The 24,541-nt window shown below is 30.9% G+C and carries 37 protein-coding genes and 1 pseudogene; 5 read left to right on the top strand and 33 right to left on the bottom strand.

Going from position 1 to position 24,541, the window contains the following annotated elements:
* Positions 1-6 precede the first annotated feature (6 nt).
* A complete protein-coding gene (locus tag FQB35_RS15585) occupies positions 7-219 on the bottom strand; it encodes a helix-turn-helix transcriptional regulator (RefSeq protein ID WP_148810917.1) in 213 nt (70 codons plus the stop codon).
* A 234-nt stretch (positions 220-453) separates the two neighbouring features.
* On the opposite strand from FQB35_RS15585, the gene FQB35_RS15580 reads away from it, so the two are divergent.
* Genes FQB35_RS15580 through FQB35_RS15570 form a run of 3 tightly spaced genes read left to right on the top strand, consistent with a single transcriptional unit; the run spans position 454 to position 2,543 of the window.
* Positions 454-894 (top strand): helix-turn-helix domain-containing protein, encoded by a 441-nt coding sequence (locus FQB35_RS15580; protein WP_148810916.1) that lies wholly within the window; start codon positions 454-456, stop codon positions 892-894.
* Between the two features lie 30 nt (positions 895-924).
* Positions 925-1,374, top strand: a complete 450-nt coding sequence (locus FQB35_RS15575) for an ImmA/IrrE family metallo-endopeptidase (RefSeq protein WP_148810915.1) — start codon at positions 925-927, stop codon at positions 1,372-1,374.
* A 2-nt stretch (positions 1,375-1,376) separates the two neighbouring features.
* On the top strand, positions 1,377-2,543 hold the full coding sequence (locus FQB35_RS15570; RefSeq protein WP_231701915.1) for a site-specific integrase: 1,167 nt from the start codon (positions 1,377-1,379) through the stop codon (positions 2,541-2,543).
* 290 nt (positions 2,544-2,833) lie between these two features.
* Here the strand turns inward: FQB35_RS15570 and FQB35_RS15565 are convergent.
* Positions 2,834-3,043: pseudogene (locus FQB35_RS15565) on the bottom strand (LexA family protein); the annotation flags it as partial.
* A 322-nt stretch (positions 3,044-3,365) separates the two neighbouring features.
* On the opposite strand from FQB35_RS15565, the gene FQB35_RS16495 reads away from it, so the two are divergent.
* Positions 3,366-3,587: a beta family protein gene (locus FQB35_RS16495; protein WP_148810912.1), complete on the top strand. Its 222-nt coding sequence runs from the start codon at positions 3,366-3,368 to the stop codon at positions 3,585-3,587.
* Positions 3,587-4,282: a beta family protein gene (locus tag FQB35_RS15555; RefSeq protein ID WP_148810911.1), complete on the top strand. Its 696-nt coding sequence runs from the start codon at positions 3,587-3,589 to the stop codon at positions 4,280-4,282. The genes FQB35_RS16495 and FQB35_RS15555 overlap by 1 nt, the downstream gene beginning before the upstream one ends.
* 452 nt (positions 4,283-4,734) lie before the next feature.
* Here FQB35_RS15555 and FQB35_RS15550 read toward each other — a convergent pair whose 3' ends face one another.
* The 31 genes from FQB35_RS15550 to FQB35_RS16065 all read right to left on the bottom strand — a co-directional run bounded on the left by FQB35_RS15550 (position 4,735) and on the right by FQB35_RS16065 (position 24,541).
* Positions 4,735-4,980 carry a sce7726 family protein gene (locus FQB35_RS15550; protein WP_168198409.1) on the bottom strand — a complete coding sequence of 82 codons (246 nt, stop codon included), beginning with the start codon at positions 4,978-4,980 and terminating at the stop codon, positions 4,735-4,737.
* 228 nt (positions 4,981-5,208) lie between these two features.
* On the bottom strand, positions 5,209-5,409 hold the full coding sequence (locus FQB35_RS15545) for a helix-turn-helix domain-containing protein (RefSeq protein ID WP_148810909.1): 201 nt from the start codon (positions 5,407-5,409) through the stop codon (positions 5,209-5,211).
* A 398-nt stretch (positions 5,410-5,807) separates the two neighbouring features.
* On the bottom strand, positions 5,808-6,014 hold the full coding sequence (locus FQB35_RS15540) for a hypothetical protein (protein WP_148810908.1): 207 nt from the start codon (positions 6,012-6,014) through the stop codon (positions 5,808-5,810).
* Between the two features lie 4 nt (positions 6,015-6,018).
* Entirely contained in the window at positions 6,019-6,237 is a 219-nt protein-coding gene (locus FQB35_RS15535) for a hemolysin XhlA family protein (RefSeq protein ID WP_148809720.1), read from the bottom strand.
* 8 nt (positions 6,238-6,245) lie between these two features.
* A complete protein-coding gene (locus FQB35_RS15530) occupies positions 6,246-6,797 on the bottom strand; it encodes a peptidoglycan recognition protein family protein (RefSeq protein WP_148810907.1) in 552 nt (183 codons plus the stop codon).
* Positions 6,798-6,850: 53 nt separating this feature from the next.
* On the bottom strand, positions 6,851-7,168 hold the full coding sequence (locus FQB35_RS15525; protein ID WP_148810906.1) for a hypothetical protein: 318 nt from the start codon (positions 7,166-7,168) through the stop codon (positions 6,851-6,853).
* Positions 7,169-7,182: 14 nt separating this feature from the next.
* The gene (locus FQB35_RS15990; protein WP_168198408.1) at positions 7,183-8,127 is read right to left on the bottom strand and encodes a tail fiber protein; all 945 of its coding nucleotides are present in this window, start codon (positions 8,125-8,127) and stop codon (positions 7,183-7,185) included.
* On the bottom strand, positions 8,128-8,661 hold the full coding sequence (locus FQB35_RS15515; RefSeq protein WP_231701918.1) for a YmfQ family protein: 534 nt from the start codon (positions 8,659-8,661) through the stop codon (positions 8,128-8,130).
* Complete coding sequence (locus FQB35_RS15510) at positions 8,654-9,697, bottom strand: baseplate J/gp47 family protein (RefSeq protein WP_148810905.1); 1,044 nt, start codon at positions 9,695-9,697, stop codon at positions 8,654-8,656. The genes FQB35_RS15515 and FQB35_RS15510 overlap by 8 nt, the downstream gene beginning before the upstream one ends.
* Positions 9,698-10,144, bottom strand: coding sequence for a DUF2634 domain-containing protein (locus FQB35_RS15505; RefSeq protein ID WP_148810904.1), 447 nt, complete (start codon positions 10,142-10,144; stop codon positions 9,698-9,700). It abuts the gene before it with no gap.
* A complete protein-coding gene (locus tag FQB35_RS15500) occupies positions 10,144-10,560 on the bottom strand; it encodes a DUF2577 domain-containing protein (RefSeq protein ID WP_148810903.1) in 417 nt (138 codons plus the stop codon). Before FQB35_RS15500 ends, FQB35_RS15505 begins: the two co-directional genes overlap by 1 nt.
* Positions 10,560-11,525 carry an XkdQ/YqbQ family protein gene (locus FQB35_RS15495; RefSeq protein ID WP_148810902.1) on the bottom strand — a complete coding sequence of 322 codons (966 nt, stop codon included), beginning with the start codon at positions 11,523-11,525 and terminating at the stop codon, positions 10,560-10,562. The genes FQB35_RS15500 and FQB35_RS15495 overlap by 1 nt, the downstream gene beginning before the upstream one ends.
* A 3-nt stretch (positions 11,526-11,528) precedes the next feature.
* Positions 11,529-11,942: a phage portal protein gene (locus FQB35_RS15490; protein ID WP_148810901.1), complete on the bottom strand. Its 414-nt coding sequence runs from the start codon at positions 11,940-11,942 to the stop codon at positions 11,529-11,531.
* 10 nt (positions 11,943-11,952) lie between these two features.
* Complete coding sequence (locus FQB35_RS15485; protein ID WP_148810900.1) at positions 11,953-13,932, bottom strand: phage tail tape measure protein; 1,980 nt, start codon at positions 13,930-13,932, stop codon at positions 11,953-11,955.
* A 193-nt stretch (positions 13,933-14,125) separates the two neighbouring features.
* The gene (locus FQB35_RS15480) at positions 14,126-14,518 is read right to left on the bottom strand and encodes a phage tail assembly chaperone (protein ID WP_148810899.1); all 393 of its coding nucleotides are present in this window, start codon (positions 14,516-14,518) and stop codon (positions 14,126-14,128) included.
* A gap of 6 nt (positions 14,519-14,524) precedes the next feature.
* Positions 14,525-14,962: a phage tail tube protein gene (locus FQB35_RS15475; RefSeq protein ID WP_231701917.1), complete on the bottom strand. Its 438-nt coding sequence runs from the start codon at positions 14,960-14,962 to the stop codon at positions 14,525-14,527.
* Between the two features lie 15 nt (positions 14,963-14,977).
* Positions 14,978-16,033, bottom strand: a complete 1,056-nt coding sequence (locus tag FQB35_RS15470; protein ID WP_148810898.1) for a phage tail sheath C-terminal domain-containing protein — start codon at positions 16,031-16,033, stop codon at positions 14,978-14,980.
* A gap of 3 nt (positions 16,034-16,036) precedes the next feature.
* Positions 16,037-16,459, bottom strand: coding sequence for a phage tail terminator family protein (locus FQB35_RS15465; protein WP_148810897.1), 423 nt, complete (start codon positions 16,457-16,459; stop codon positions 16,037-16,039).
* 4 nt (positions 16,460-16,463) lie between these two features.
* Positions 16,464-16,919, bottom strand: coding sequence for an HK97 gp10 family phage protein (locus tag FQB35_RS15460; RefSeq protein WP_148810896.1), 456 nt, complete (start codon positions 16,917-16,919; stop codon positions 16,464-16,466).
* A complete protein-coding gene (locus FQB35_RS15455) occupies positions 16,919-17,248 on the bottom strand; it encodes a phage head closure protein (RefSeq protein WP_148810895.1) in 330 nt (109 codons plus the stop codon). The genes FQB35_RS15460 and FQB35_RS15455 overlap by 1 nt, the downstream gene beginning before the upstream one ends.
* Entirely contained in the window at positions 17,245-17,532 is a 288-nt protein-coding gene (locus FQB35_RS15450) for a head-tail connector protein (protein ID WP_148810894.1), read from the bottom strand. The genes FQB35_RS15455 and FQB35_RS15450 overlap by 4 nt, the downstream gene beginning before the upstream one ends.
* A gap of 17 nt (positions 17,533-17,549) precedes the next feature.
* Positions 17,550-17,702, bottom strand: a complete 153-nt coding sequence (locus FQB35_RS15985; RefSeq protein WP_168198407.1) for a hypothetical protein — start codon at positions 17,700-17,702, stop codon at positions 17,550-17,552.
* A 44-nt stretch (positions 17,703-17,746) separates the two neighbouring features.
* Positions 17,747-18,850 carry a phage major capsid protein gene (locus tag FQB35_RS15445; RefSeq protein ID WP_148810893.1) on the bottom strand — a complete coding sequence of 368 codons (1,104 nt, stop codon included), beginning with the start codon at positions 18,848-18,850 and terminating at the stop codon, positions 17,747-17,749.
* A gap of 11 nt (positions 18,851-18,861) precedes the next feature.
* The gene (locus tag FQB35_RS15440) at positions 18,862-19,596 is read right to left on the bottom strand and encodes a head maturation protease, ClpP-related (protein ID WP_148810892.1); all 735 of its coding nucleotides are present in this window, start codon (positions 19,594-19,596) and stop codon (positions 18,862-18,864) included.
* Entirely contained in the window at positions 19,596-20,825 is a 1,230-nt protein-coding gene (locus FQB35_RS15435; RefSeq protein WP_148810891.1) for a phage portal protein, read from the bottom strand. Before FQB35_RS15435 ends, FQB35_RS15440 begins: the two co-directional genes overlap by 1 nt.
* Positions 20,826-20,837: 12 nt before the next feature.
* A complete protein-coding gene (locus FQB35_RS15430; RefSeq protein WP_148810890.1) occupies positions 20,838-22,532 on the bottom strand; it encodes a terminase large subunit in 1,695 nt (564 codons plus the stop codon).
* Positions 22,529-22,990 (bottom strand): phage terminase small subunit P27 family, encoded by a 462-nt coding sequence (locus tag FQB35_RS15425; protein WP_148810889.1) that lies wholly within the window; start codon positions 22,988-22,990, stop codon positions 22,529-22,531. Before FQB35_RS15425 ends, FQB35_RS15430 begins: the two co-directional genes overlap by 4 nt.
* A 112-nt stretch (positions 22,991-23,102) precedes the next feature.
* On the bottom strand, positions 23,103-23,282 hold the full coding sequence (locus FQB35_RS15420) for a hypothetical protein (RefSeq protein WP_148810888.1): 180 nt from the start codon (positions 23,280-23,282) through the stop codon (positions 23,103-23,105).
* Between the two features lies 1 nt (position 23,283).
* Positions 23,284-23,661, bottom strand: coding sequence for an HNH endonuclease (locus tag FQB35_RS15415; protein WP_148810887.1), 378 nt, complete (start codon positions 23,659-23,661; stop codon positions 23,284-23,286).
* Between the two features lie 9 nt (positions 23,662-23,670).
* Positions 23,671-23,886 carry a hypothetical protein gene (locus FQB35_RS15410; RefSeq protein WP_148810886.1) on the bottom strand — a complete coding sequence of 72 codons (216 nt, stop codon included), beginning with the start codon at positions 23,884-23,886 and terminating at the stop codon, positions 23,671-23,673.
* 148 nt (positions 23,887-24,034) lie between these two features.
* Entirely contained in the window at positions 24,035-24,541 is a 507-nt protein-coding gene (locus FQB35_RS16065; RefSeq protein WP_148810938.1) for a hypothetical protein, read from the bottom strand.

Here is a 24,541-nt window from a genome sequence, read left to right as displayed (position 1 = left end):
TACTCTTCATGCGTAATTTTTCTTTAAAAAAATATCGTCTAAAGATATATCTAATATCCTTGCAATATTAACTAAAGTATCTACACTAGGATTTTTTCTTCCTGCTTCAATATCGCATATTAGTTGTGGACTTTTTTTTATCATTATTGCAAGGTTTGTTTGAGAAAGTTTTTTATGTTCTCGTTTCTCTTTCATTAACACTCTAAAATCATCATTCATTATTTTCTCCCTCCTTTTTACTCTTGTTGAGTAAATTATAATACGCATAAAGCGTAATTTCAATCTTTGATTATTCTTATATTTTACGCTATAAGTGCAAAAACTGAGATTGTGTAAGATAATCTCTCTATATCGAAATATTTCCGTTCTTTTCTTCGTTTTACGCTTTAAACGTATGTTTACACCACAAGCGTAATATAATATAATTTCTCTTAAAGAAAGGGTGTTATACACATGAATATAGGTACTAAAATAAAAGTTTTACGAAAAGAAAAAAAATTCACTTTAAAAGATCTTGCTGAAAAAACAGGCTTATCTATTTCTTTTATATCTGACATAGAACATCAACGCAGAAATCCAAGTCTTGAAAACTTGAACAAAATAGCAAAAGCATTAGGCATTAAAATTAGTGAACTATTAGATGAACATAACCATACAATTAGTTCAGAAATAAAACCTCACCAAAGATCAAAAAAGAGCATAAATGCATCCGACTCCGATGAAGTTAAAGAGTTTAAAACTGCAGAAGATGCCATGAAGTTTATATTAGAGCAACCAGCTCTTATGGCTTTTGGAGGCTATGATCTAAATAAAATGAGTGATGATGAAATAATAGAATTTGCAAATGAATTATTAAGACAATTCGAACTCATCAGTTATAAATATAAGAAATAATGACATTCTTCAAAAGGGGGCATAACTTCGATGTATTCTTGGATTAATAACTGTATATTAGGATTATATGATTTATATGCCACAAAAGATGTATATGAACTATATGACTGCATTGAAATTAAAATTACAAAATTAGATAAACAAAGTATTCTATTACAAGGAAATGAAGCTTACTACTGTAGAAATTATTTTGGGAATGAGATTGTATTTATAAGAAATGATTTAAATATTGAATACGAAAAATTTGTTTTAGCACATGAACTTGGACATGCAATACTTCATACTAACATTTTTACTGTAGCATACAATAATTGTCTTACAAATAGAGATAAAATTGAAATTCAAGCAGATTATTTTGCAATAAAACTATTAGAAATTGATATAAATTCCATTGAATATGATGGCTTCACTATTGAACAAATTGCTAGTGCATTAAATTTACCTATACGCTGTTTAAAAATATTTAGAAAGGATGAATAACTTTGAAAGGTCACATATATAAAAGAGGGGCAACTTACACTTATGTTGTTGATTTAGGTAAAGACCCTATCACGAATAAAAGAAGACAAAAAAGCAAAGGTGGTTTCAGGACTAAAAAAGAAGCCCAAGCAGCTCTGGCTGAAATTCTAACTGAATATCATCGTGGAACCTATATAAATGAAAGCGAAATCACTTTAAAAGAATTTGTAAAAAAATGGCTAGAGTTATATTCAAGTACTGGGAAAGTAAAAATAAGTACTATAAGAGTAAGAGTCCATGAAACTAATAATATCCTAAAATATTTTAAGCAAGTCAAATTAAAAGATATCACTGGAACTATGTATCAAGACTTTTTATTGTATCTAAATACAAAGTTTGCTGAAAATACTCTTCTAGGTATTCACAGAACAGCAAGAATGATATTCAAAAAAGCTGTTGAACTAAAATATATTAAATCAGATCCTACTCAATATTCAGTAATACCTAAAAAACAAAAAACTGTCGCAGAACTCGAAAGTGAGGAAGAAATACCTAAATACTTTGAGAAAGAAGAGCTTCTAGAGTTTCTAGATACAGTAAAGAAACTAGCTAATCCACAATACTATACAATTTTCTTAACACTAGCTTATACAGGAATGAGAATTGGAGAACTCTGTGCCCTTAAGTGGAAGGATATAGATTTTAAAGATAAAGAAATTAAAATCTATAAGACCTATTATAATCCAACTAACAACACAATTAAATATACTTTATTGCCTCCTAAAACTAGAACGGCTAAAAGAAATGTATCTATAGATGATACTCTTATTAAAGAGCTTAAAAAACATAAAACAAGGCAAAATAAATTAAAACTTACCTCTTGGCATGATGAAGATTTTGTCTTTACTAAAATAATAAACTATCCAGGGTACCCAGAAACTCCTAAGCAAATAGAACTAAAAATGGCTCAAATTCTTAAAAAGTCAAACATAGCTACATTATTAACTCCACATGGTTTACGTCACACTCATGCCTCTTTACTAGCTCAAGCTGGGGTAAGACTTCAAGAAATCATGGATAGGCTAGGTCACCAAGATGATAACATTACTAGAAACATATATCTTCATGTAACTAAAGACATGAAAAAAGAGGCCTTGCAAAAGTTTTCAAAACTCATGCAAAACCTCTAATGTTAGCAAAATGTTAGCATCATCATTCTTCTCTTGCTCAAATCTGTTAGTTTCAACAGATTTGAAAGTTTATTACATCATTCCTGGCATTAAATTTTTAGAGTTTTGTTAGTAAATCAAATTTATAGGTGTGCGTAAAACTAAGCAAAATCAACATTTTTGAAAATAGAAAATTATTCTTATGAATATAATTTATATTATTGTGTTAGCAAAATGTTAGCAAAAATATCTCGGGGACATTTTCTTAATTTGTCCCCATTTAATTTATTCAACTTACTACTCTATGTATATATTACCGATATTGCTCTAGGTTTTGTTGGATCTCTTTTTATATAGCCTTTTTTCTCAAGTTTGGCTAAATGTCCATGAACAGTAGAAGGAGATTTCAAACCAACAGCTCTACATATTTCTCTTACGGTAGGTGGATAACCTTTTGTATTTATTTCTTTCTGTATAAAGTTTAATATTTCTTTTTGTCTTTCAGTTAAACTACATGACATAAAATCACCTCGGAAATACAATAACATATTTTGTAAAATCAATCAAACATATGTTCTGTATGTAATTATTGAAGATGCTCCAATAAAGATAAAGTTCTAGGCGTTGTCGAAGGGGTGTTTAGGAGAGTGTGAGAGTGGAAATAAATCTTGTGTTTTTAATTGAATTCTATGTTATTACAAAATACTAAATAAGACTCCTCATTTATTTCGTTAGAATCGACAGAATATTACAAACTATTTCATAGAAATATGTTGCAATTTCCATTAAAATGTAATTATATAGTACTTTTATACTAAAATAACATTTTAAGGAGGTTTTTTTATGACTAACAAAATTTATGTTCCAATTTTAAAATGGAAGAAAGGAGAACAAGAAGCTTTAAAAATGCTAAATCCCGATCAAAAATCTAGAATTATACCATTAATTGAAATTACAGATTATGAAGAACCTATCAATATATTTGAATGCTTAAATGATTGTTTTCAAAATCCTGCATATATTGATACTACAATTGCAGCTCAAGAGATGATAGGGAATTTTTAATGCAAATAATTAAAGAATTCAAAAGAAACAATAAGAATATATTGCCTATTATACCTTTTTATGATTTTCCTAAAACAGCTAAACTATTATTACCATTAGTAGACCGATTAGCTGTAAGGATACCTATCCCAGAAGATATTGATGGTCCAAGTTACACAAATATTTTTGAAACTATTAAAGATTTTAAACGTGGTAATAATATACTTATCGATGTAATTTTAGATCTTAATATCATAACGGAAAAAAATGAAGCTAATAGACAATTTAGAGAACTTAAATATATTTTAGAAGAATTTTTTATACCCGAAACCTTCTATGAGTCAATAATAATTTCTTCAACTTCATTCCCTGAAAATCTTTCTTCAATTTCTGCAGGAGAAAAAGCCGTCTTCAATAGATACGACATAAAACTGTTCAATAAAATATTAGAAATGCCTATGTTTAAGAATCTGAAAAACAAACTAATTTATTCTGATTATGGGGTCACAAAATTCACCGATACTGAATTAGATTTTTCTAAAATGAGATACGGCCCTCTTCCAAAAGTTAAATATACAACAATGGATCAGTATATTGTATTGAAGGGTAAAAGAAATAATAATACAAAAAAGATGGTCAAAGTTATAGAGAATTGGCAAATGAAGTTTATGAGTCCAAATATTACTTTGGAGAAGAATTTTCTTTTGGTGATTTAGAAATAAAAAGAAAAGAGCTAATAAAAAAATAAAAGGCCCCGGAAATAGTACTAATTGGGTTACTATTGGGGCAAATCATCACATAGCTGTTGTAATTGAACAGCTCTCCAAGATTCTCGAGATTTAAGTTTTTCTTACAAAAATCTTTTTTTATTTTTTTGTTTTTTTCAATATTTTTCATTCACTATTTCACAAAAGAGCAAACCTAGTTTTTGCTCTTTTACTCCTTTATTTATTCCATTTAATCTCAATAGCTCTAATAATTCATTTTTTTTCCATAGTAACTGCGCTAAATAAAAAAAGTATCTACCTTTTTTTATTAATTTTTAAATTGGCGTTTCCTTTTTCAAAAATAGGCTGATTGCTCTTTTTTTACAACATAATATATTCCCCCACCAATCAGGAACTATTTCAATCACCTTAGAAATATGATTTTTCTCCAGTAACAATCGTCATTGTATCAAAAAAATCTTATTATAAGATTCTATTTGTGCAGGAAGTCTATCAAGTGTATCTTGCTCACTTTTTATTTCATATCCATGTATCTTTCCGTTTATAACAGCAATATCAATTCTAGACGTACCAAAACATACATCCATTTCATGAATTAATTTAGTTGTTGGATCAGATATAAAAGCTTTAGTTTTTAAAAACTTTTTTAATAGGAGCTCTCTAATATCTGGATCATAAATCTTCATTAAAATCATCCTTTACTTACAACATTTTAGTTGCAAAAAATAAAAATAATAGCATTAGTAAGTATAAGCTAATGCTATTAATATTATATAATATTTAATAATATTTTACAATTGCTATATGTCGTATAAATATTCCACATCAACTTAATCCTGCCACATACACATTCCCTTAATATACAACAAAAGAATGGCTTATACAACTCTCCTATTGCTTTTCAGTAGCGAATATTAATCAGTAGATTTTTCATATAATTCGTCTAATGTCATGCCAAGATAATCAGCAATTTTTTTCGCAACACCAATTTTCATACTATTAAAATTCTTTTTCCCAGATACATAATCTGATATAGTTTGTTGTGGGATCCCTGTATCCTTTGCTAGCCTGTAACCAGAAACATTGTTATCTTCTAATACTTTTTTAAATGACATTTAATCACCCTATTTCCTTCTTAATAGATCAATTATTAGTAGTGTTATCCCTAGATAGAATAATACATCAAATACTTTATATGGTGTTAATAAGTGAAGTGCTTGAATAATCAATAAGCCTACTAGATATTTTTTATTCATAGTTTTATGCTAGATGTGATATAATAGTATTAAGAGTTGGGGCTTTTTTTAGCCCCTGTGATTAGTCGTTTCTATCTCTTTTGAAGTGCAACTACTATGGCGATGGTACTTACTACTTCGAAGATGATATGGACGACTTTTTTTCAATTTCATCTAGCATTTCCTCACCTCTCTTTCTTAATTATATTATACCGTATTTTTCGGTATAGTGTCAAGAAATATTTTCCATTTTTCTCAAAAACTAAAAAAGCAGGAGCCTAAGCCCCTGTGTCTTCTTTCTTCTCACTTTTTGGATCATGCTTTGTAAAAAAGAAAGTAGTAATACTGCTACTACTAGCAATCAAAGCACCTAAAATCATTAGTATCATTTTCTCCTGTCTGAAATAGAATAGCGCTCCTGAAAGGACAAGAAGCACTATTAAAGCATATACATATTCAAATTTGATTCTCTTTAGAAATTCCATAATATTACCTCCCTATGTTTTGTATGTACCAAAAGAAAAAGCCTAGCAATGTAGTACCACCTAGCATTACTAAAGCTTTAATCCAGCTTGTTAGATTCTCTAATTTTTCTATCAAGCTTGTAATTTTCTCTCCTGTTTTTGCATTATTTATTTCTAGTTGTTTAATTCTGTCAGCGTGATTATTTAAACGATTTACAATCTCCTCGTGTCTTTCGCATACCATAGCAGCACCTACTTTCTAGTAATATTATTGATCATATTCAAAACAGCCCAAACTTCTACAGGTTGGGTTAGTTTGTTCTTCCAGTAATCAGGGCTATTAATTACGCCCTTTTCAACCAGATCCTTTAATGCTTTCTCCCCTGCTTCAATTCTCCAGTCTTTTTCTTCAAAAGTTCTAGCAATAACCTCATCTAGTGGAAATTGTGTTCCAGGACAAGTTTTAGGAGCAAACTTTGAATGTGGGTATATTGGCATTTTCCCATATCTATCGAAGATATCTTCTAGTAATTTGTATAATGTATCTAGCTGCTTTTTATTTGGCTCATAGCGATCAAAATTACCTACTAGGCATATTCCTATAGATGTTGTATTTTCTCCTTTTGTATGAGCTCCTGTGTCTTTTTCATCTCTGCCCTTGTGCAAAACTCCATCTTTCGTGATTAAATAATGATATCCAATATCTCTCCATCCATTGTGCTCTATATGATATCTTCTAATGCTTTCAAATGTTCCTCCATCTGTTGCGCTATGATGTAAAATAATTTTATTTGGATTGTTCATATTGTCTTTCCTCCTCTTTTCCCCATAAAAATAACACCTATAAGGTGCTTATACTATGCATTTTCAATTTCTGCTTTTTTCTGCAAATACTCTTGCTGCAGTCTTTCCTTTTCGGCTGTATCTCCTAACAAATCTGCTTCTTTTATAAACGTCAAATACTTTTGTTTCAACTCTTGTAATTTTTCTTCTTTCAATTCTTCTTCTGTTTTAGGTACTTCTATAAATTCTCCATTTTCATATTTTTTGCCTAATAAGTTTTCATTGAAATTGTCGATTCTTATTAATTTTTCATTACTTACTTCTCCTGAAAGCTCTGAAATACCAATGACAATATTTTCTTCATTTAATTGTGCATAATAAAAACTTCCCATTATTATTTTACCTCCTAATTATATTCTATTACTTGCCAGCTATATGTTCTTGTATAACTATACGAATCGCCACGTATCTTTAAAGTTGTTGCCGTAATAGAGTAAAGATATGGATTTGTATTAAAACCACCACTGCTATGGCTCCAATCACCATTTAAAATTACAACGCATTTTTCTGGATTTACTGTATTAATTGGTATATCATTATTAGTATAATTTCCTCCAGTAGCTGTTCCTCTTTGTATACTCTTAATTGGACTTACCATAACGTCTTTCCACACTCCTCCATAATAATATTGTAATTTTCCATTATACTCTCGAAAATGTATACCATCTACACTATCAGCATTTCCGCCATTAGCAGGGAGCGAAGATGGTTTGTTCAATAGATTATTCCAATCTCTTATAGAGTCTCTATGCCATCCATCTAGTAAGTCAGCGTCTAAACCACTACCATGACCATCTACCGCTTTAACTCTATCTCTAACATAAGTAGCAGATGTAACTTTACTGTATGCATCATTTGCTTTGTCATATGCGGTTTTAACTGCTTTACTACTTGCTGCAACAGTCGAACTTGTACTGGTTACACTATCACTTACGGCTCTTTGTGCTGTTATATAGCCTACATCATTACTTAACTGACTTAATTTTGTCGGCTTTATGCTATCCGCATAATTCTTTGCATTTTGTTCTGCCACATTAGCTTTTGCTTGAGCTCCAGAAGGAGTTTCTGCTCCTACATCAGCAGCAGTCAAAACTATATCTCCAGTTTTGTTATTTACTGATGTTACTGGTATATCTAAATTATTAATATCATTTCTTATTTCACTTATTTTATCGTTAACATTTTTTAATTCAGCATCAATAATATCAGCATTAGTATTAAAATCTTCAATATTGTAATTTTCATTTGCTAAAGGTTTCTTTAAGTTATAATTTTCAGTATAATCAGGCAATTATATCACCTCTCTTAAATCAATATGAGTATATAAAGCTAAATCAGCGTGGGTAAACTGGGATAAATACTGATAAGTATTGTAAGTATATTCAAAAGTAAATCCTAAATGTGCTGGTTTAATATCTTCTATGGCATTTTTTAAATCATCCATATTGGGTGGAATTCCTTTTGTCCCAACAAAAGTTATAGTAAATGAATAGTTTGAATTATTCTCTGTAACTTCAACCTCTCCATTACTATAGCTTTCAGCTACATTTTTAATTAGATTTATGGTTATAGTACCTTGTCCTCGAATTTTTGATTTTATAACACTTCTTCTATACTTTATATCTTTGTTCTTATTTACAGATATCCCTAACTCTTTTTCCCATCTTTCTAATGAAGCATCAGCTAAATCTACAAAGAATTGATTAAGTGTATTATCTAGTTTAGTCTGAAATTCTTGCAACTCAATATCATAAACATCAGTAATATTTGTCATTACTTTGCTTGTTCTATAATAATTAGGTAAATACTGCATTAACTTAGACAACTGTTACCACCCCTAGAACTGCTACTTCTGTCTCTTTTATTGATACATTAGAATTATTATTATTTATAAGTAAGTTACTATAATCTAACACTCCATTACTGTTTAATATAAGACTTCCTATTTTTGCATAAGACACATAATTTTCTTTAAAAGCAATTTCTTTTAAATGCTCTGTAATAGCATTTTCTATGTTTCTTTTTACTTGCTCTATAGTATAATTGTTAGAATCTATTGTAAGAGTAACATCAATATTGATTTGTAATTCTGTAGCTGACTCAACAGTAACTGTAGCCCCAATTGGTCGATTTTCTTCGATATGATTATATACATCAGTTACTAGCTGGCTATCAGCTCCAGTTTTATTACTATCAATTATTACTACTTTTACTGTTCCTGGGCCATTCCATAAAGGAAATACCTTTGCATCTCCTACGCCTGGTACCTCTTTAGCCCAATTTCTGTAGTGATATTTATTTCCTGAAGTTGCAGGAGTTCTTACTTTGTCATAATATCGTTGTCTTAATTCTTCGTCAGTCTCTCCATCATAGCCATTATCAATCTTTTCTTCATTATAGACTTTGGTAAGTCCAGACAAGGTTACAGGAAAGTATTTTATAGCATTTATAGGTACATTCCCTACGCTTCCAAATTCATCACATTCAACTTGTACAGAAGCTTTTAATGTACTATCTATAGTTTTAGATTCAAGTATTGTATATGTTACTGTATCATTTGCTACCTTATCTCCTGCATTTATAATTGCACCTTCTGAACCTTCTATAGTTACATATCCAGTTGCTTTTGTAGCAGGTTTTCTTGTTAAGCCTTGCTCTGCTACTTTCTTATCTAACCATTCACCAGTAGCAGTTTCAACAAAACCTTTGTCTAGTATTTCTTCCTGGTCTTTATATGCTTTTTCCAATTCTATCGCAACAGGTTTTGTAGCATCATAAAAAAAAGACCCTTCTGTCTTATCGTATTCATCTGAAATATTCGAAAGCATACGTTCATGTATAACATCTATTGTATCTGCCAATTAGAAATTCACCTCCTGGGTGAATGTTTCACCTGTTTTTAAATTTACTCTGAATGATACATTAACGATTGGATTTTTCTTTTCAATCTTCCATTCTGAAAGACTTGCTATCATTGGATTTTTCAGCAATCCTATGCTTATTTCTCTTTTTAATTCTGATTCGATAAAGCTTTGTGGATAATCATGGCCTACAATCAGATCCTCTATTGTAACACCATATTCTAGATCTTTATTTTCCTTTTCGTAAACTTTAAATTTGAATTTTTCAGTCCTCAAACACTTTTCTATCCATATTTTCAAAGCTTCAATATCGGATACTTTTACTAATCTTCCATTCTTTAAAATAAAGTCTCCAATTTTAAAGTCAAATAAAAAAGAAGTTCCTTGATTTGGTACTTCTTCTGTCTGATTAGTATTAATTTCTAAGTTTGCTATTTCGGGAAGCATTATAGCATCACCGCCTTATCGATTAAAAAATACGTTTGTTCATCTGTTGAAGGTATGAGTATTACTTTATCACCTTTCTTCAAAGTGTCTGTATATTTTATTGTCCCTGTGATTACTACATTTCCATTTACACTTCCATCCACTACAGTATATGTTGTAGGTGCTGGATTTACTTGCAGGGTAACAGATCCACCTTCTTCTGTAGTTTGTATATCCCCTGTAATATTTATTTCTCTTTGATAATCTGTTAGTACATGAGCTGCAATAACAAGATGCTCTTTTGTAAGAATAATCTTATCACCTAAAGCAATCTGGATATTTGGTGGTGGAGTAATAACTTCCCCAATCTGTGGGCCTAAATAGGGCTGATTATCCCTCTCTTTTAACATTTTTGCCAATTCACTTATTCCATCCACTATATCACCCCCAAATCTAGTGACATTTTATGAATACCATTATTTATATTATGAGTACAAGATATTATTCTATATTGCCCATTCATTCCAGTTATAGGTTCTATAATTTCAAGTATTCTTCCTGCTCTTACATCATCGTTGCCGATGCATTCAATGCTGTTGTCCTCAAATATTTTGTTTAAGTCCTTCAGTAAAGTTTGAGCAATGTTTTTAGCCTGTACTATATCTTTTTCGTCAATTGTTTGTACCTCTTGAAGTAGTCCATATTGTTTTATTGAAGTTTCATCTTTAGCTTCTCCAACTAATGTAGCCGAGTCTTTATTATTTACTACTATCATTATGCTGTTTTTCATATCTTCTATAGATCTTCTACGTGTAGGGTTGCTCATTGCACTAGTAATGCTATTTTCTTTTAAATTAGAAGCTAATTTGAAAGTTGCATTTATAACTAAATCAGTTTGTTTTTCTATATATAATTTTCCTTCTCTCATTTCTAGTCTATACTTTTGACCAGTTTCATTTGTTGCTTGCTGAAGAATGTCTTTTATAATATCACTTATAACTTTGTCATAATATATGTGATTAATTATGGTTGGAATATTAATTATATTTCCTATAGGCACATTAAAATCATTAAGTAGCTGAGTAATTGCCTTAGATGCCTGTATTTTATTAAACTGATATATTCCTTTAGATTTATTAAGATAAAATGCATAATCAAAAGCTATGTAACTTCTTGAAAACTTCCTATTTATTTCTTCAGCAACTATAATCCCTCTAAAAATTTCCTTCCCATTGTTTCTTAAAACTACCATTTGTCCGATTTTTGTTACATCAGAATAAGGTGTTTCAAAATTTAATTGTACCCCTAAGGTATCTTCGCTGCTGAACCAGCTTAAAGTTCCTATAATAGAGCTTATATTTCTTTGTTGCCCTGTAAAGCTATATACTATTAACTCATGCACCTTCTACACCCCCACAAATCTAAATTCTCTAAGAGCGAGGGAATATTTTACATCTCCAACTCTATCGTATCCATAATTAAATGAATCTATAGTTACTGGTAAATTAATAACTTCTTTGCCTTCTTTACTTGTTATAACTATACGAATAGGTACTTTTCTATCAATCCAGTTTAAAATACTTTCTACAAATTCATCTCCAGTCATTTTTTTACTTTTAGCAAATTCATATTCTTTATTAGGGAAAAAGGTTTCTATTGTTAAAGTTTTTAATCCCTTATTTCCTATTAAGTTCAAATCTCCTTGAGATATAGTGGTAAATGTTTCGTTATTATTGCTAAATTCCACTTGAAATTCTTCTGGAATTATTGGTAACTGTATTACCTGTTCTCTATTATTTATTGATAAAAATATATCCACTATATCCCTCCTAACCATTTGCTAGTGCTAGTTTTGTTTTTTTAATTATTTCATTTGCTATATATTCAGCATATTCTTCATTCCCTATTACATTACCTTTTATAATTACATTCACTTCAATTTTTGAATTATCTCTATTAATTATTTTTTCTGATTTATCAGCTGGAATAACTTGTGATCCATTAGGTAGATTAACTATTTCTCCACCACGTTCATTAATGCGTGCTAATCCACCTTTGAAATAACTTGTACCAAGTGCAAATTCAGGTATTTTAGGGATATTTATTCCCCATTCTTTTCCACCCCATCTTGGAACCCAATCAGGAACCTTTACTTTAATAGAATTTACTCCACCTATTACTGTATTAATACCATCTATAAAAAAGTTAATAAATGCTTTAAAGCCTGTTTTTACACCTTCCCATACTCCATTAAAAAATTCCCCTAAAGGTTCAAATGCCGATTTTATTCCTTCCCACAATTCTCCAGCTTTAGCCTTAATAGTATCCCAATTCTTATACAAGTAAACACCAGCTGCAATAGCAGCTCCTATTATAATAGACCATTTTGCTAAAGGACTTAAATTCATAACTGTATTAAGAGCTCCTTGAGCTAATGTAAGACCTTTCGTAACTAAAATTGCTCCTTTGGTTACTGCAGTAGTAGTTAGTACTGCCAATTTGTACGTTGTTATTGCTCCTGCTACCCCCAATATTATCGGTTCAATTGTAGACCAATTGTCGTTAATAAAATTATATAATTCAGTTGCTTTATCAATTACTCCTGCTACTCCATCAACTACTAATGGTAGCCCTTCATCTTTTATCCAATTTAAAGAAGGTTTTGCACTTTCAAAAGTGTCAACTAGCCAGTCTTTCATTGCTAAAGCTTTATTTCCTAAATCTGCTAATACACCTTTTACACCTTCAATAGCAGGCTTGTTTTCTTCAATTTTTGCTTTTATATTTTGAAATGCATCTACAAACCAGTTTTTTATTAATAAAACCTTATCGCCTAAGGATTTGATACCATTCTTAATATTATCTATTACAGGTTTATTATCTTTAATAACTTTTTTAACTTTTATCCATACACTAATAGCAACTTTTTTAAACCCTTTTACTCCTAAAATTGTTTTGTCAATAAGGTTTAAAGTAAACGTCTGTATTCCAGGTATTTTTTTAGCAAACCAACCAGCAAATTGAGCTTGTAGTGGAAGTATCTTTTTCCCTATTTCTTCTTTATAATCTCCCCATGCATTAGTCATTTGCTGTATCTTACCTTGGTCAGTTTCTGCAAGTGCCTTATTAACCCCACCAACATTTTGTTTTAATACCTCAGCAAGTGTAGCTGCCTTTTCTGATTCAGTTCCATATTTTAATATTTTTTCTTGTGCTTTTGTAAATGAAATACCCACTCTAGATAATGCTCCAACTTGTCCAGACATAACTTTACCAATTAAATTCCCTATATTTACAGCATCTTGTTGTGTAGCGTTTAATCCCTTTTGCTGAGCAAGTAAATCGTTCATTCCTGGAATTAATTTTTTAATAGTATCAGCTTGGAGTTGAAAAGTACCTATTTGTTGAATACCAGCAATTTGTACTTCGTCACCTATTACTCCTAAATTCTGTTGTTCACTAGCATATTTTTTAAGCCCTTCAATTTGTTGATCCGTAATACCTTTAGTATTTTTAAGAACAGCTTGTAGTTTTGTTTCAGCATCTATCTGAGCTTTTGCAGCTTCAACACTTTCACTAATACCATTTGATAATGCTCTAAAACCTAGATAGGCTCCTGCAATACCCACAGCACTTTTAGCAACACTTTTAAAACTGTATGCTACATCCCTTTTAAACTTTTTAACTTGATTACTACTATATTTAAGCCTTCTATTAAAACCTTTTACGCCTTTAGATGCCTTCTTCATATTTGAAGAAAAGTTTTTATCTTTTAGCGTTAATATAGCTTTTATACTTTTAGAAGCCACTCTATCACCTACCTAAAAAAGAAAAGGCTAAAGCTTTTTTAACTTTGTTGCTTTGCCTTTTCTTCCTCAAAATACTGCTCCATACTAGCTATCATAAAAAGTTTTTCTGTAGCTTTTAGATTGAGCAAATATTCTAGTTTAAAGCCTTTTTGCAAATAATGATGGAGAAAATACATTTCTCCATCACTTTTTATTAGTTTTTTATATCCTTAACCGCCTTTATTTCACTTCCATATCCAGCTAACTGCATACCATAACCACTTATTTGAGCTATTTCTCCGGGTTCAAATATTTTTTCAACTATATCCGTTGGCTCTACACATCCATAAGCATTGTGCAAATTAGTATCCTTTAAATTCGGCTCTACAACTATGTTATACACCATGTGTATATCAGCTTTTTCTTGTTGGTTACCATCTTGTGCCATGCTAATACACTCTAAACATAATGCTCTGTTAGGTTTTTTTATAGTTATGATAATTTCTTCTCCATTTCTTTCTATTGCTATATCTTCTCTAACATCATTTTTTACTTGATATTTTTCTTTTTGTTGTATAAGGTCATTTAAAGTTAGTTTTTTAGCCATGTCTTACTATCCCCTTTCAATCAAATCCACTAAATCATAATCAGCAAAAGCAAAAGGTAGTTCTTCTGTACCAGGCGTTTTTTGTTCAAATTTCATTAAAGTAAATTCATTAAACGTAACTTCATTTAATGCTACTCTTTCACTTCCGTATGCATCAGGATCAGCTAGTTTACCTACTATAGTGAAAGTTGGCATTTTCCCTTCTTTTAATTTTTCTCCTAATAGGTTAGCTCCTGTACTATAAACTTTTTTAAGTGTAAGTGTTCCTTCCCCAGACCAACCAGTCATTTTTTTATGTGTTGCAAGGTCTTCTGCCATATTTACATCTTCATAATTTATAGTTACTTTCGCTTCAAAACTATCTACATCTGCAAGCTTTTCACCATCAAGCCATACAGCTCCAAAAGTGCCATTAATTCGCCTATTACTTGGTATTTTGGTCATTCATATACCTCCTAACTATATTAAAATGCTAAATTCTAAATCTTCCATAGCGTCTACAATCTTAATGCTTGCCTTTGCATAGACGTTACTTCTAAAAGATTTTTCTTTTACTTGCTGGTCATTTAATGTACTTGTATCAGTTCCTATGCTCTCCCAAGCAAGTCTCTGAGCTTCAACATCTACATCTGCTTTGTTAGGGAAGTTTGGATCTAAAATTTCATCTCCAGCAAGACCTTTAAAATATGCATTCACAGAAGTAAAAAATAGCACCTGGTTGTCATAAATATTCGGTACTTTCCCAACATAGTGGTCATTAAATGTATCTCTTATATCGTCTTTTATCATATCCATAATCTCTATAATCTTGATTTTCTTAAAGTCTTCTGTCTTTTCTGTAGTAGTGGATACAAGAGAGTTAACTCCTCTACCTATCTTGATTTTTTCTCCATCATTAACTAAAATAAGCTGTCCATTATCTATATCTGCATCAGGAGTAGCACTTTCAGTAATGTTTTCTACTTCTGGAAGAACATAATAAGTTGCTGACCTATTGAAAGGTAATCCTGCTAAAATCCCAGCTATTCTGCAACAATATTCAGCTGTTGTATATTTTTTATCAGCTGTTTTTATATCGACAGTAGTGAAGTTAATTATGCCTTCATGGTCAGCGGTTGATGCATTAGGAAGTACAGCTTTAAAAGTCTTTTTATCATTATCTCTTTTCCCTTTTATCCAAGTTACAATATCAGTTGCATTTGTTAAACTTGGTATAGCAAGGTAATTCCATTTTTTAGACTCAAGTCTAGTAAGTGCAGCGTTATAATCTGTAGCTGTAGTATCTAACCTTTCACATATAACCTTGCTAGGTGTACCCATGAAAGTCTTTTTAATATAATCTAAATTATCAGCAGTCCAATCCGTTGTTTCTATTTCATCAACACTTGTATATTCCTTTGTATCAAATGTTCCAGTATCATCTTTTAAAATTAGTGCTACTATTCCTCTAGCACTTCTTTCTACTGCCGATACTGCTTTACCACTAAATTCAATATTTATTTGTGGTAATCCCATACATTATTCCTCCTTTATATAAAGATTTTCCATAAGCTCTGCGTCAGGAATTTCTCTTCCTTCTTCATATCGAATGTCAAAATAAAACTGTAATACGCCATCAGTTACAATACTTTCGACTTCATCAATATTAAAATATCTATCTTGTACCTTTAATTTTGTATCAAATACTTCTTCTAACTTTTCCTGTACTTCTAGTATCTCAACGCTGTATTGATACCTATTAGAAGGGAAGTAATATATTCTAACAGTCAATTCCCTATTTATCTGATCCTCTCCAGCAGGAGACTTTTTAACATTATCAAATTCCACAAAAAAAGAAGGTCTTTTAAACCCCTCTTTAATATCTCTGCTAGTTATTTCAGCTGTAAAATTAGCTGAAATAAGACTATTTATAGCTTTTTTTATATCTTTTAAGGTTATCACTGTATCACAACCCTTTTTCTAACATTTCGTCAAGCCAATCTTCAATCATTTTGTAGAATTGACTTTGAAATTCTTTCGAAGCTTTTTCAAGAACATGTTTTCCAGGTACAAATCCTACTTCTTTTCCATCTTTAGTTACTTGCCTATGGCCATATTCTATTAAATGACCATGATAGCTATTATTCCTTACTTGTACATTGTATGAATTATCTTTATTTCTTTTATATGCTTTTCCTCTCTTCCAAGATTTATGATAGTTTGCTCTACCCTCTTTGCTGCTATTATTTTTATCTTTTTTAACTAGTTGATTTGCCCTTCTTTTTATATACCTTTTCTTTTTTGTACCTGCTTTTCTCATAAATCTATAAGTTTCTCTAGGAAACTCTTTTTGAGCCTTCTGGAGTAACTTCTTTTGAAAATTATCTAAATCGCTAAAATCAAACCCATCTTCTATAGCCATTACTCTATCACTTCTTCACAGAATATCTCTAGAAATTCATTTTTAAAATATGGATTGAGGATGTATTTTATATCAAACCTTTTACCTCTAAACATAATATACATATCTTGGGTAATATCTTTCCCAGCGCTGTATCTCACAATTATTTTATGCGTAGTATTACTTAATATAGTTTCTACTTGTCCTCTTTGCAAACTTGCAGTCTGTGGAATTATAGCAGCCCATATAGTCTTAATTTTACTGTCTATATAGTCTACTTCCTCCAATTCATTTTCTATTTCGATTTTTCCGTATACATCTATCCTATGTCTTAATCTTCCTGGATTCATACAGTATCACCTTCATAACAATATTGCAATTGTATTAATATAGAGTTGAGCGAGAATGCTATTTTATCAGTTTTCTTTTCTGATATTGCTTCTCTGTTTTCATACCAATGTGTTACAAGTATTTTAATCGCTAACTTATATAACTCATTTGTGTCGTCATAATCTAATCCAGTAGCATTTTTTATGTATTCTTTTGCTGCAACAAGTAAACTATTTAAAAATATATCTTCTTCCGTATAGTCTTGCTCTAGTCTTAAAAATTCTTTTATTTCTGTTAGTTCCATGTTATCACCACCTATTTTTATTTTTTAGGTGTTTTCTTTGAGCTTTTTATTTCTTCTGCATAACCAAATCTAATTAATTTCTCTGCTATTTCCTTTTCTAATTCTGCTGTTTCGCCAGCTTTTAAGTTATATCCTATACCTATACAATCTATTAAGGCTTTGACTTTCAAAAAAAAATCACCCTCTTTCCAAAAATGAGAGGGGAATCACCCCTCTATGCTATTGCTACTTGTCCATATACAAATGCTTCGCTATCTCTAGTCTTAACTTCTTCACGTTCAATTGCTCTGAATAGAGTTACATCAGTTAAATATGCATCTCCCGCAACATCACTTGCTCTTAACTCCATGCCTTCCTTTTCGAACATTACTATAGCTTCTTTTAAATCACCGATTATGAAAGGTGCTTTTGTACCGTTTGTAGTGTCAGAAGGCAAATCTTTATTAGATACCATTACTATATCGACACCAAATAACTGTTTTCCAGTTGGGGAAGATACAGAAGGTTGCAATAAATAATTACCATCACTATCTTTTTGCTTATCTAACCAGTTAAAACCATCTTGATTTGTTACTATTACACTTGTATATCTGAAAGCAGGATCAAGTTGTACATTTAATACATCCTTAATATCATCTACACTTGCAATTGCTGTCTTAGCCTTCTTATCAAGTTCTGCAAGTATTAATTTGTTTCTAGTTACTCTTGATTCATCACCTAGCCATTTTTCGACTGTGCTTCTTATTGCGATATCACTATCTTTTAGTAATTCATTTGTAACTTTCAAAAAGCCAGCATATTTCTTAACTGAATAAGTTAATTGAGTGAATTGTGGTGTAGCTTTTTCAGGGATTGAACCATTTTCAGCAACTTCTGCAAATCCTGTTTGTTGTGCTCTTGCTTTAAATACTCTACTACCAGTTGGAGCAGTTACTTTTTCAACTGTAATTAAGTTTTGTAAAGCATCTTTTCTTTCTCTTAGCTCGTTAATTTTAGTTAAAATATCCTGTGGTACAGTATAACCCCCATCTGTACTAGAACCTTCACTCATAGCATTTTCGAATTTCGTTCTTAAACCATTTATAAATTCTTTTGTTACATCATCTTGTAGTGTTTCTTCTTCAAATGTTGCATTTTCCATTTCTTCTTTTTCCTCCTGCTCTAATTTCTCTTGCATAATGATTTTCGCTTGCAGTGTTTCTATTTCTGCATTTTTAGCTTCAATATCCTCTAATTTAGCTTCTTTATCTTCCAATAGTTTTCTCGCTTCGTTTTTCAAAACCTCTAATTCTTGTTTCATTTCAACTGATTTTAACATCTTCATTCCTCCTATAAATTTATTTTTAATTTTAATTTAGCTTTTGCTAATTCTAATTCGTTGCTTGATTTTTTTGTAGACTTTTCTGCAGTTTCTTCCGTATTATTTAATAAATTGCTTATACCACCTTTTCCTAGCAATTCATTTCTTAGCTTATCAATAACTTGTTGTGGTATTATTTCACAATTTACACTTGCTACAAAGCTGTTTTGATTATTTTCAGTGAACATAATTTCATCAATAAAGCCATAATCTAATGCTTTTTTAGGAGATAGCCAAGTTTCTTTATTCATCATGTCTAATAATTCTTTTTCTGTCATGCCAGTTTTTAACTCATACGCATAAGCTATTGTGCTATCAATACTTTCTAAAACTCCCGCTTCATGGTTAAGTGTATTTTTATCTCCATTCACTCCACTAATGCTAGCGTTATGTATCATTATTTGACCAGTAGGCGACATCATAACCTTGTTCCCAGCCATTGCAATTACACTTGCAGCACTAGCGGCTAAACCAACTATTTTTACTGTTACATTTCCTCCATAATCTTTTAGCATAGTATATATTTCTGATCCTGCAAATACAGAACCACCACCGCTGTTTATCTCAACTTCAACATCCTCATTATCTTTTGCATTTTTAAGTTGTTCTTTTACCTTCTTAGGGCTAGTAGCTTCCATTTCAAATAAATCATAAATCCATTGCACACTACTAGATATAATAGGACCTTTAATTTCTATTTTCATTAGCTGTTACCTCCTTTCTTATACTGGTTACCCACCATTGTAAGCGGTATATAATTGCCATTAGCCATTAATATATCACCGCCTTCATGTGTAGGTTTGTCTAAATATTCTCGTGCTTCATTTGGCGTATAAATGCCATTTTGCACTGCTGTTGCTAAACTTTTCATCTGTGTTTCTAAATCTGCCCTTAAGATCGAATTTACATTGAATTTAAAAAAGTAGCCTTGATTAATCATTTGGCTACTTAATACTTTATATGTTATTTCTTCTTCATATTGCTTTAAAATATAGAGAAGTGTATCTGTATAAAAAGCTAAGTTTTGCATTTCTGCACTTGCATAACTAGATTTTTCAAAGTCATTTATCTGATTAGGCATAATTCCAAATGCAGCTGCAATCTGTAATGCTGTATATTTTTTTAGCTCAAAAAACTGACTATCAGTCAATTTAATATTTAAAGGAGTTAATTTCATGCCTAGTGGGACAGGTATAATTTTTCCTGCATTCTTTGAACCATTAGCAAATTCTTCGAAACCTTTAACTAATCTTTCTTTAGCTTCTTTATTTAACTCACCCGTATACTCTAATACGGCTTTGCCTGTTAGCCCGCTCTTATATAAGTTATTCATAAAATTTTGGCTTTCTAAACTTCCTTCTACTGTCTGCTTTAGTATCTCTCTAACACTTTTACCTATAATACCATCAAACGTTGTAGAAGTCTTAAAATGCATTACCTCGTCAGAATTAAATGTATACAGCTTATTGCTTTTACTGTCTCTATATTTATACCAAATGCGTCCTTTTGCACCTAATATCCCTTTATCATCTACCACAACAGTTACATCTGTACTAGGCATGATCCATAAATCTTGCAATTTAGGGCCAATATATCTACACCACACGTAAGCATTGCCATAGTGATTTCTATTCATTTCGACCGTACTCCAAAATGTAGTAGCTGCCATGTACGGATTAGGTCGCAATTTTAATACATTATAAAGCTCGCTTTTATTACTTTTTATAATTCCTTTATCTGTATTTTGATACATTTTTAAGGTTAGTTTTCCTACACTTTCAGATAACTTCTTTATACAAGCAAAATAGGTTGCATCAGACAACTTGTTTTTATTTGTATTAGGGTCTATTCCTAGCCATTCCAAAAGTGCTGGGTTGTTTGTATCTACAGTCTCATTTTTAAATTTGCTTTTCAACCAACTAAATATGCTCATTTTCTCACCTCCTTACCAGCCCATCATGTTCAAATAATCCTCTGTAACTTCCTGAATATTAATACTTTCATCTATCAAATAAAGCTGACTATAAGCAAATATTGCTGCAACAACTAAGTCTATTCTATGTTTGTTTTTGTTTTCTTTAGCAAGTAATATATCATCTGTTGTTCTTCCTTTAACTGTTGTTGCATTGCTCATACACCAGTCTAACAGTTTATTTTTTTCATAGAATATATTGCCTTTATATACATCATCTCTAAAACTTTTTATACTAGGACTTAACTGCGAATAAGTTTGTTTTAGCATTATAACCTCGTAATCATTTGCTAAACTCTGCATCATCTGTAATGCATTATATGGGTCAGATACTATACATTTAATTTTGCAATTACTTTCTTCAATATTTCTTATATAGTCCTCAACAACTAAGTAATCCACTATATTGCCTTTTGTAATAGTGCAATATCCTAGTTTCTCCATTTGCCTATAATCTATTTTTTCTCGTCTTAACGGTAAAGTATCTTCGGGTAAAAAAGCATGTGATTTAAGAAAATACTGCCCATTTTTCTTGTACATAATATCTACTGCTGTAAGGTCAGTAGTAAGCGATAAGTCTACCCCTACCACAACCTCTTTGCCTTCTAAATCTATTTTCTCTAATTCACCTTTTTTCCAATATGTGAAATCTATATATTTATTTTCTTTTATATCATCAACAAATATATTCATGTGTTTAGTTAGAAATTCTGTACGTTCAGAAGGTTTTTCTAATGCTTTTTTACGATTATCTTTTATTTCTTGATAATTTTCTTTAATTCGTAGTGGATTAGCTTGTTGCAAGCCTATATCATCCCATTTATGTTCATCTTCTGCATAATAAAGCAAAGCAAACATTCTTTTATCTTCAATAACGCCATCATATACTTTTCTAATATAGTCCAGTTCTTCAAGCATTATAGATTCACTTTCGGCATATGCAGTTGTCAGTTTAAACCTTAAAGGGTTTCTAACACTTAATTGTCCTGATTGCATGGCTGTTATGTTTTTATAATCTCTAAATGCTCCTATCTCGTCGGCTATGAAAGCACTCGGTCTGATAGAGTTATTTCTATTTGCTTCAGCAGTTCTTGCTTGATAGTAACTATTTGTAAGTTTGCAAATTATCTTTCCGCTTAGAGTAGTTGACAATTTGAAATACTTTTCTACTACTGGACTTGCTTGTATTATTTGAGTAATAGCTTTTTTAACCTCTCCAGCAAGTTCCCTATCTAAGCATATAGAATAAAATTCACTGTGTTTGTCTTCCGTCAACATAAGTATTATTAGTATTAATGCACATATGAATGTTTTAGCATTTTTTCTTGGGATAAATAACGTAACATCTCTATATCTGAATTTTCGCTTATCTGTTTTAAATCTCCAACCAAATATATTGCATAAAAAAAAGGCTTGAAAGCCCCATAATCCATCTAATATTGTTTTACCAACTATATTTAAACCTGTTGCAAAATTTAATAATTTCAATATACCTTCTATCTTTTCCATTTCTGATGTATCAAAATAAAATTCAAAATCATCTTTATGTTGTCTCTTATTATAATCTATCAAGAACCACTTGCATTGAATTATTACTTCTTTAGTTGTTATTTCTTTACCTTCTACAACATCAGTAGCGTATTTAATAGCTTTATCTAAAAGTATCATTCTTTACCACCAGCTAATACTCTAAGCAATGGATCTTCTTGCTGTTGTTTCGCTTGTAAATTAATATTACCTAATTTTGCTCTCGACTGTGGACTTAAACTTAGTTCATTACAACATCTAAAGAAATCTTTTGTATATTTTTCTTTAGCTCTCATGAGATCTTTATTCATTAACATTTTTATATCTTTGTTAATCATTTTTTCTATTTGTTGTAATCTATCAATAGCAATAGCACAAGCCCCTAAGATGTAAATATCTAGATTCCCAAGTATTCCACTCGCTTCAAGTTCTTCGACTATATAATTAAATATTTTTTTCTGTCTTGCATTCAAATGTTTAGGTGGGGAAATTTTATCGGCTCCACCTCGTAATTTTTCTTCTGTTTCTAGCCTGATTGCTCTTTCTTCTTTAGTTAAATTCTTGCTCATAGTTTTTATGCTTTTTGAAGGTCTTGCCATTCCCTCACCTCCTGTCTTGATTTTTTTTCATTTAGGGAATTTTTAAAAAGCGAGAGAGGGCCCTGCGGTCTTTCTAGATTCACTAAAAACTTTTTTGATACCCCCTACCCCTTTACTGCAATGAATTAAGTTCCAACATCTTAATTGCAAACCTTCCAATAACACTCTCTAATTCTTTCTTAACATCTTGTCCATTATTTTCTTTTTCTTTTAGATCTAGCAATTCATCTATAATATCAGCCGCTTCTCTAAAAGTGTTTCTCATTTTTATTAATTCTTTTACATCATTCATTTTATTTCAACTCCTTATGTCTCTTTTGATGGCAACTCTCACATAAACATACTAAGTTATCTATATCTAATCTTTTATCCCAATCTTGTTTAATCGGTATAATATGATGTACTGTATCGTATACTGTGATTCTATTCTCTTTTAAACAGTCCTGGCATAAAGCGTGATCTCTAACTATAGCAACTTGTCTTGCTTTTGCCCATTCAGCACTATGATAGAATTTACTGTACTTAATGTTATCTTTGCTATATCTAACATGTCTATCATATTGCTTAGCGCTTTCTCTTCTTTCTTGCTTGTATTTCTTCTCGCATTCTTCACAATGCTTTTGATTATAGTCTATTATTCTTCCGCATGTACAAGTTTTCTTTAGTGCCATCTATTTCACCTAACCTATCTTCCCCCAACTTTTCTGCCTGATCCTCTTATTCTTTCTCCTATAACTATCGTGGCTCATGCATTCCTTGCTTCCCCAGTACTTACTATCTACATAAATATCTATATCCTCACATTTATCTTTTTCAGGGCAATCTGAACATAGAATCTCTGATGCACATACTATTTTACCTTTATGAAATTTAACTTTGCATCTGTGCAATTCCATGCGATCACCTCATTTATACGAAAAAGACAGCCGATTTCTCGACTGCCTTAGTTATTAGAAGGTATCAGGGGGTAACTACTTCTATAATAACATTATAGCATTGAATTTATGCTGTTTTGTCCTAATTTTGTCCCGAATTTGTCCCATTTTACAACTGGCTTACTATATATTCTATTATCTCTCTTTTCTTTCTATGTATAGTAGTTTTAGCATATGGTAGTATCCTTTCTATTTGCCTGATAGTCTTTTTCTCTCCATATTTTAATTCAACAATTAGTTTTTCTTCTTCTGTTAAATCTACAAATATTTTCTCAATCCTTTTAACATCTTCCTCTATTTTTCTCAATCTTGCTTTTAACTTATATTTCCTTTGGATTTTATATTTAAGTTCATTCAGTAACTTGTCTGTAATTCGTTCTAGCTCTCTTTCTACAGCACTTGATGTAACAATGCTAGATTGCACTCTGTCTTGGCTATAATCTATAGCTTTAACACAATCTGATAACTCTACATTAACATTCCTAAGGTCTTGTTGTATCTTATGTATAGTCTGCTTTGTATTCTCTATATCGTATTTTAATCTTTCAATTCTTTTGATCTTCTTAAAATGCCTATATAGTATTCCTTCTGTTCTTCTATATTGAATGTCCTCCAT

It is taken from the genome of Crassaminicella thermophila (genome assembly GCF_008152325.1).
In the GTDB taxonomy this organism is placed as follows: domain Bacteria; phylum Bacillota; class Clostridia; order Peptostreptococcales; family Thermotaleaceae; genus Crassaminicella_A; species Crassaminicella_A thermophila.
This window is presented reverse-complemented; position numbering and strand designations above follow the sequence as displayed.

What these genes read in the sequence shown, in the direction of transcription:
- FQB35_RS15585 (WP_148810917.1), bottom strand. Translation starts at nt 219, where the DNA reads ATGAATGATGATTTTAGAGTGTTAATGAAAGAGAAACGAGAACATAAA.
- FQB35_RS15580 (WP_148810916.1), top strand. Translation starts at nt 454, where the DNA reads ATGAATATAGGTACTAAAATAAAAGTTTTACGAAAAGAAAAAAAATTC.
- FQB35_RS15575 (WP_148810915.1), top strand. Translation starts at nt 925, where the DNA reads ATGTATTCTTGGATTAATAACTGTATATTAGGATTATATGATTTATAT.
- FQB35_RS16495 (WP_148810912.1), top strand. Translation starts at nt 3,366, where the DNA reads ATGACTAACAAAATTTATGTTCCAATTTTAAAATGGAAGAAAGGAGAA.
- FQB35_RS15555 (WP_148810911.1), top strand. Translation starts at nt 3,587, where the DNA reads ATGCAAATAATTAAAGAATTCAAAAGAAACAATAAGAATATATTGCCT.
- FQB35_RS15550 (WP_168198409.1), bottom strand. Translation starts at nt 4,980, where the DNA reads ATGAAGATTTATGATCCAGATATTAGAGAGCTCCTATTAAAAAAGTTT.
- FQB35_RS15545 (WP_148810909.1), bottom strand. Translation starts at nt 5,409, where the DNA reads ATGTCATTTAAAAAAGTATTAGAAGATAACAATGTTTCTGGTTACAGG.
- FQB35_RS15540 (WP_148810908.1), bottom strand. Translation starts at nt 6,014, where the DNA reads ATGGAATTTCTAAAGAGAATCAAATTTGAATATGTATATGCTTTAATA.
- FQB35_RS15535 (WP_148809720.1), bottom strand. Translation starts at nt 6,237, where the DNA reads ATGGTATGCGAAAGACACGAGGAGATTGTAAATCGTTTAAATAATCAC.
- FQB35_RS15530 (WP_148810907.1), bottom strand. Translation starts at nt 6,797, where the DNA reads ATGAACAATCCAAATAAAATTATTTTACATCATAGCGCAACAGATGGA.
- FQB35_RS15525 (WP_148810906.1), bottom strand. Translation starts at nt 7,168, where the DNA reads ATGGGAAGTTTTTATTATGCACAATTAAATGAAGAAAATATTGTCATT.
- FQB35_RS15505 (WP_148810904.1), bottom strand. Translation starts at nt 10,144, where the DNA reads ATGCTTCCCGAAATAGCAAACTTAGAAATTAATACTAATCAGACAGAA.
- FQB35_RS15480 (WP_148810899.1), bottom strand. Translation starts at nt 14,518, where the DNA reads ATGGCTAAAAAACTAACTTTAAATGACCTTATACAACAAAAAGAAAAA.
- FQB35_RS15475 (WP_231701917.1), bottom strand. Translation starts at nt 14,962, where the DNA reads ATGACCAAAATACCAAGTAATAGGCGAATTAATGGCACTTTTGGAGCT.
- FQB35_RS15470 (WP_148810898.1), bottom strand. Translation starts at nt 16,033, where the DNA reads ATGGGATTACCACAAATAAATATTGAATTTAGTGGTAAAGCAGTATCG.
- FQB35_RS15460 (WP_148810896.1), bottom strand. Translation starts at nt 16,919, where the DNA reads ATGGCTATAGAAGATGGGTTTGATTTTAGCGATTTAGATAATTTTCAA.
- FQB35_RS15455 (WP_148810895.1), bottom strand. Translation starts at nt 17,248, where the DNA reads ATGAATCCAGGAAGATTAAGACATAGGATAGATGTATACGGAAAAATC.
- FQB35_RS15450 (WP_148810894.1), bottom strand. Translation starts at nt 17,532, where the DNA reads ATGGAACTAACAGAAATAAAAGAATTTTTAAGACTAGAGCAAGACTAT.
- FQB35_RS15445 (WP_148810893.1), bottom strand. Translation starts at nt 18,850, where the DNA reads ATGTTAAAATCAGTTGAAATGAAACAAGAATTAGAGGTTTTGAAAAAC.
- FQB35_RS15440 (WP_148810892.1), bottom strand. Translation starts at nt 19,596, where the DNA reads ATGAAAATAGAAATTAAAGGTCCTATTATATCTAGTAGTGTGCAATGG.
- FQB35_RS15435 (WP_148810891.1), bottom strand. Translation starts at nt 20,825, where the DNA reads ATGAGCATATTTAGTTGGTTGAAAAGCAAATTTAAAAATGAGACTGTA.
- FQB35_RS15430 (WP_148810890.1), bottom strand. Translation starts at nt 22,532, where the DNA reads ATGATACTTTTAGATAAAGCTATTAAATACGCTACTGATGTTGTAGAA.
- FQB35_RS15425 (WP_148810889.1), bottom strand. Translation starts at nt 22,990, where the DNA reads ATGGCAAGACCTTCAAAAAGCATAAAAACTATGAGCAAGAATTTAACT.
- FQB35_RS15420 (WP_148810888.1), bottom strand. Translation starts at nt 23,282, where the DNA reads ATGAATGATGTAAAAGAATTAATAAAAATGAGAAACACTTTTAGAGAA.
- FQB35_RS15415 (WP_148810887.1), bottom strand. Translation starts at nt 23,661, where the DNA reads ATGGCACTAAAGAAAACTTGTACATGCGGAAGAATAATAGACTATAAT.
- FQB35_RS15410 (WP_148810886.1), bottom strand. Translation starts at nt 23,886, where the DNA reads ATGGAATTGCACAGATGCAAAGTTAAATTTCATAAAGGTAAAATAGTA.
- FQB35_RS16065 (WP_148810938.1), bottom strand. Translation starts at nt 24,541, where the DNA reads ATGGAGGACATTCAATATAGAAGAACAGAAGGAATACTATATAGGCAT.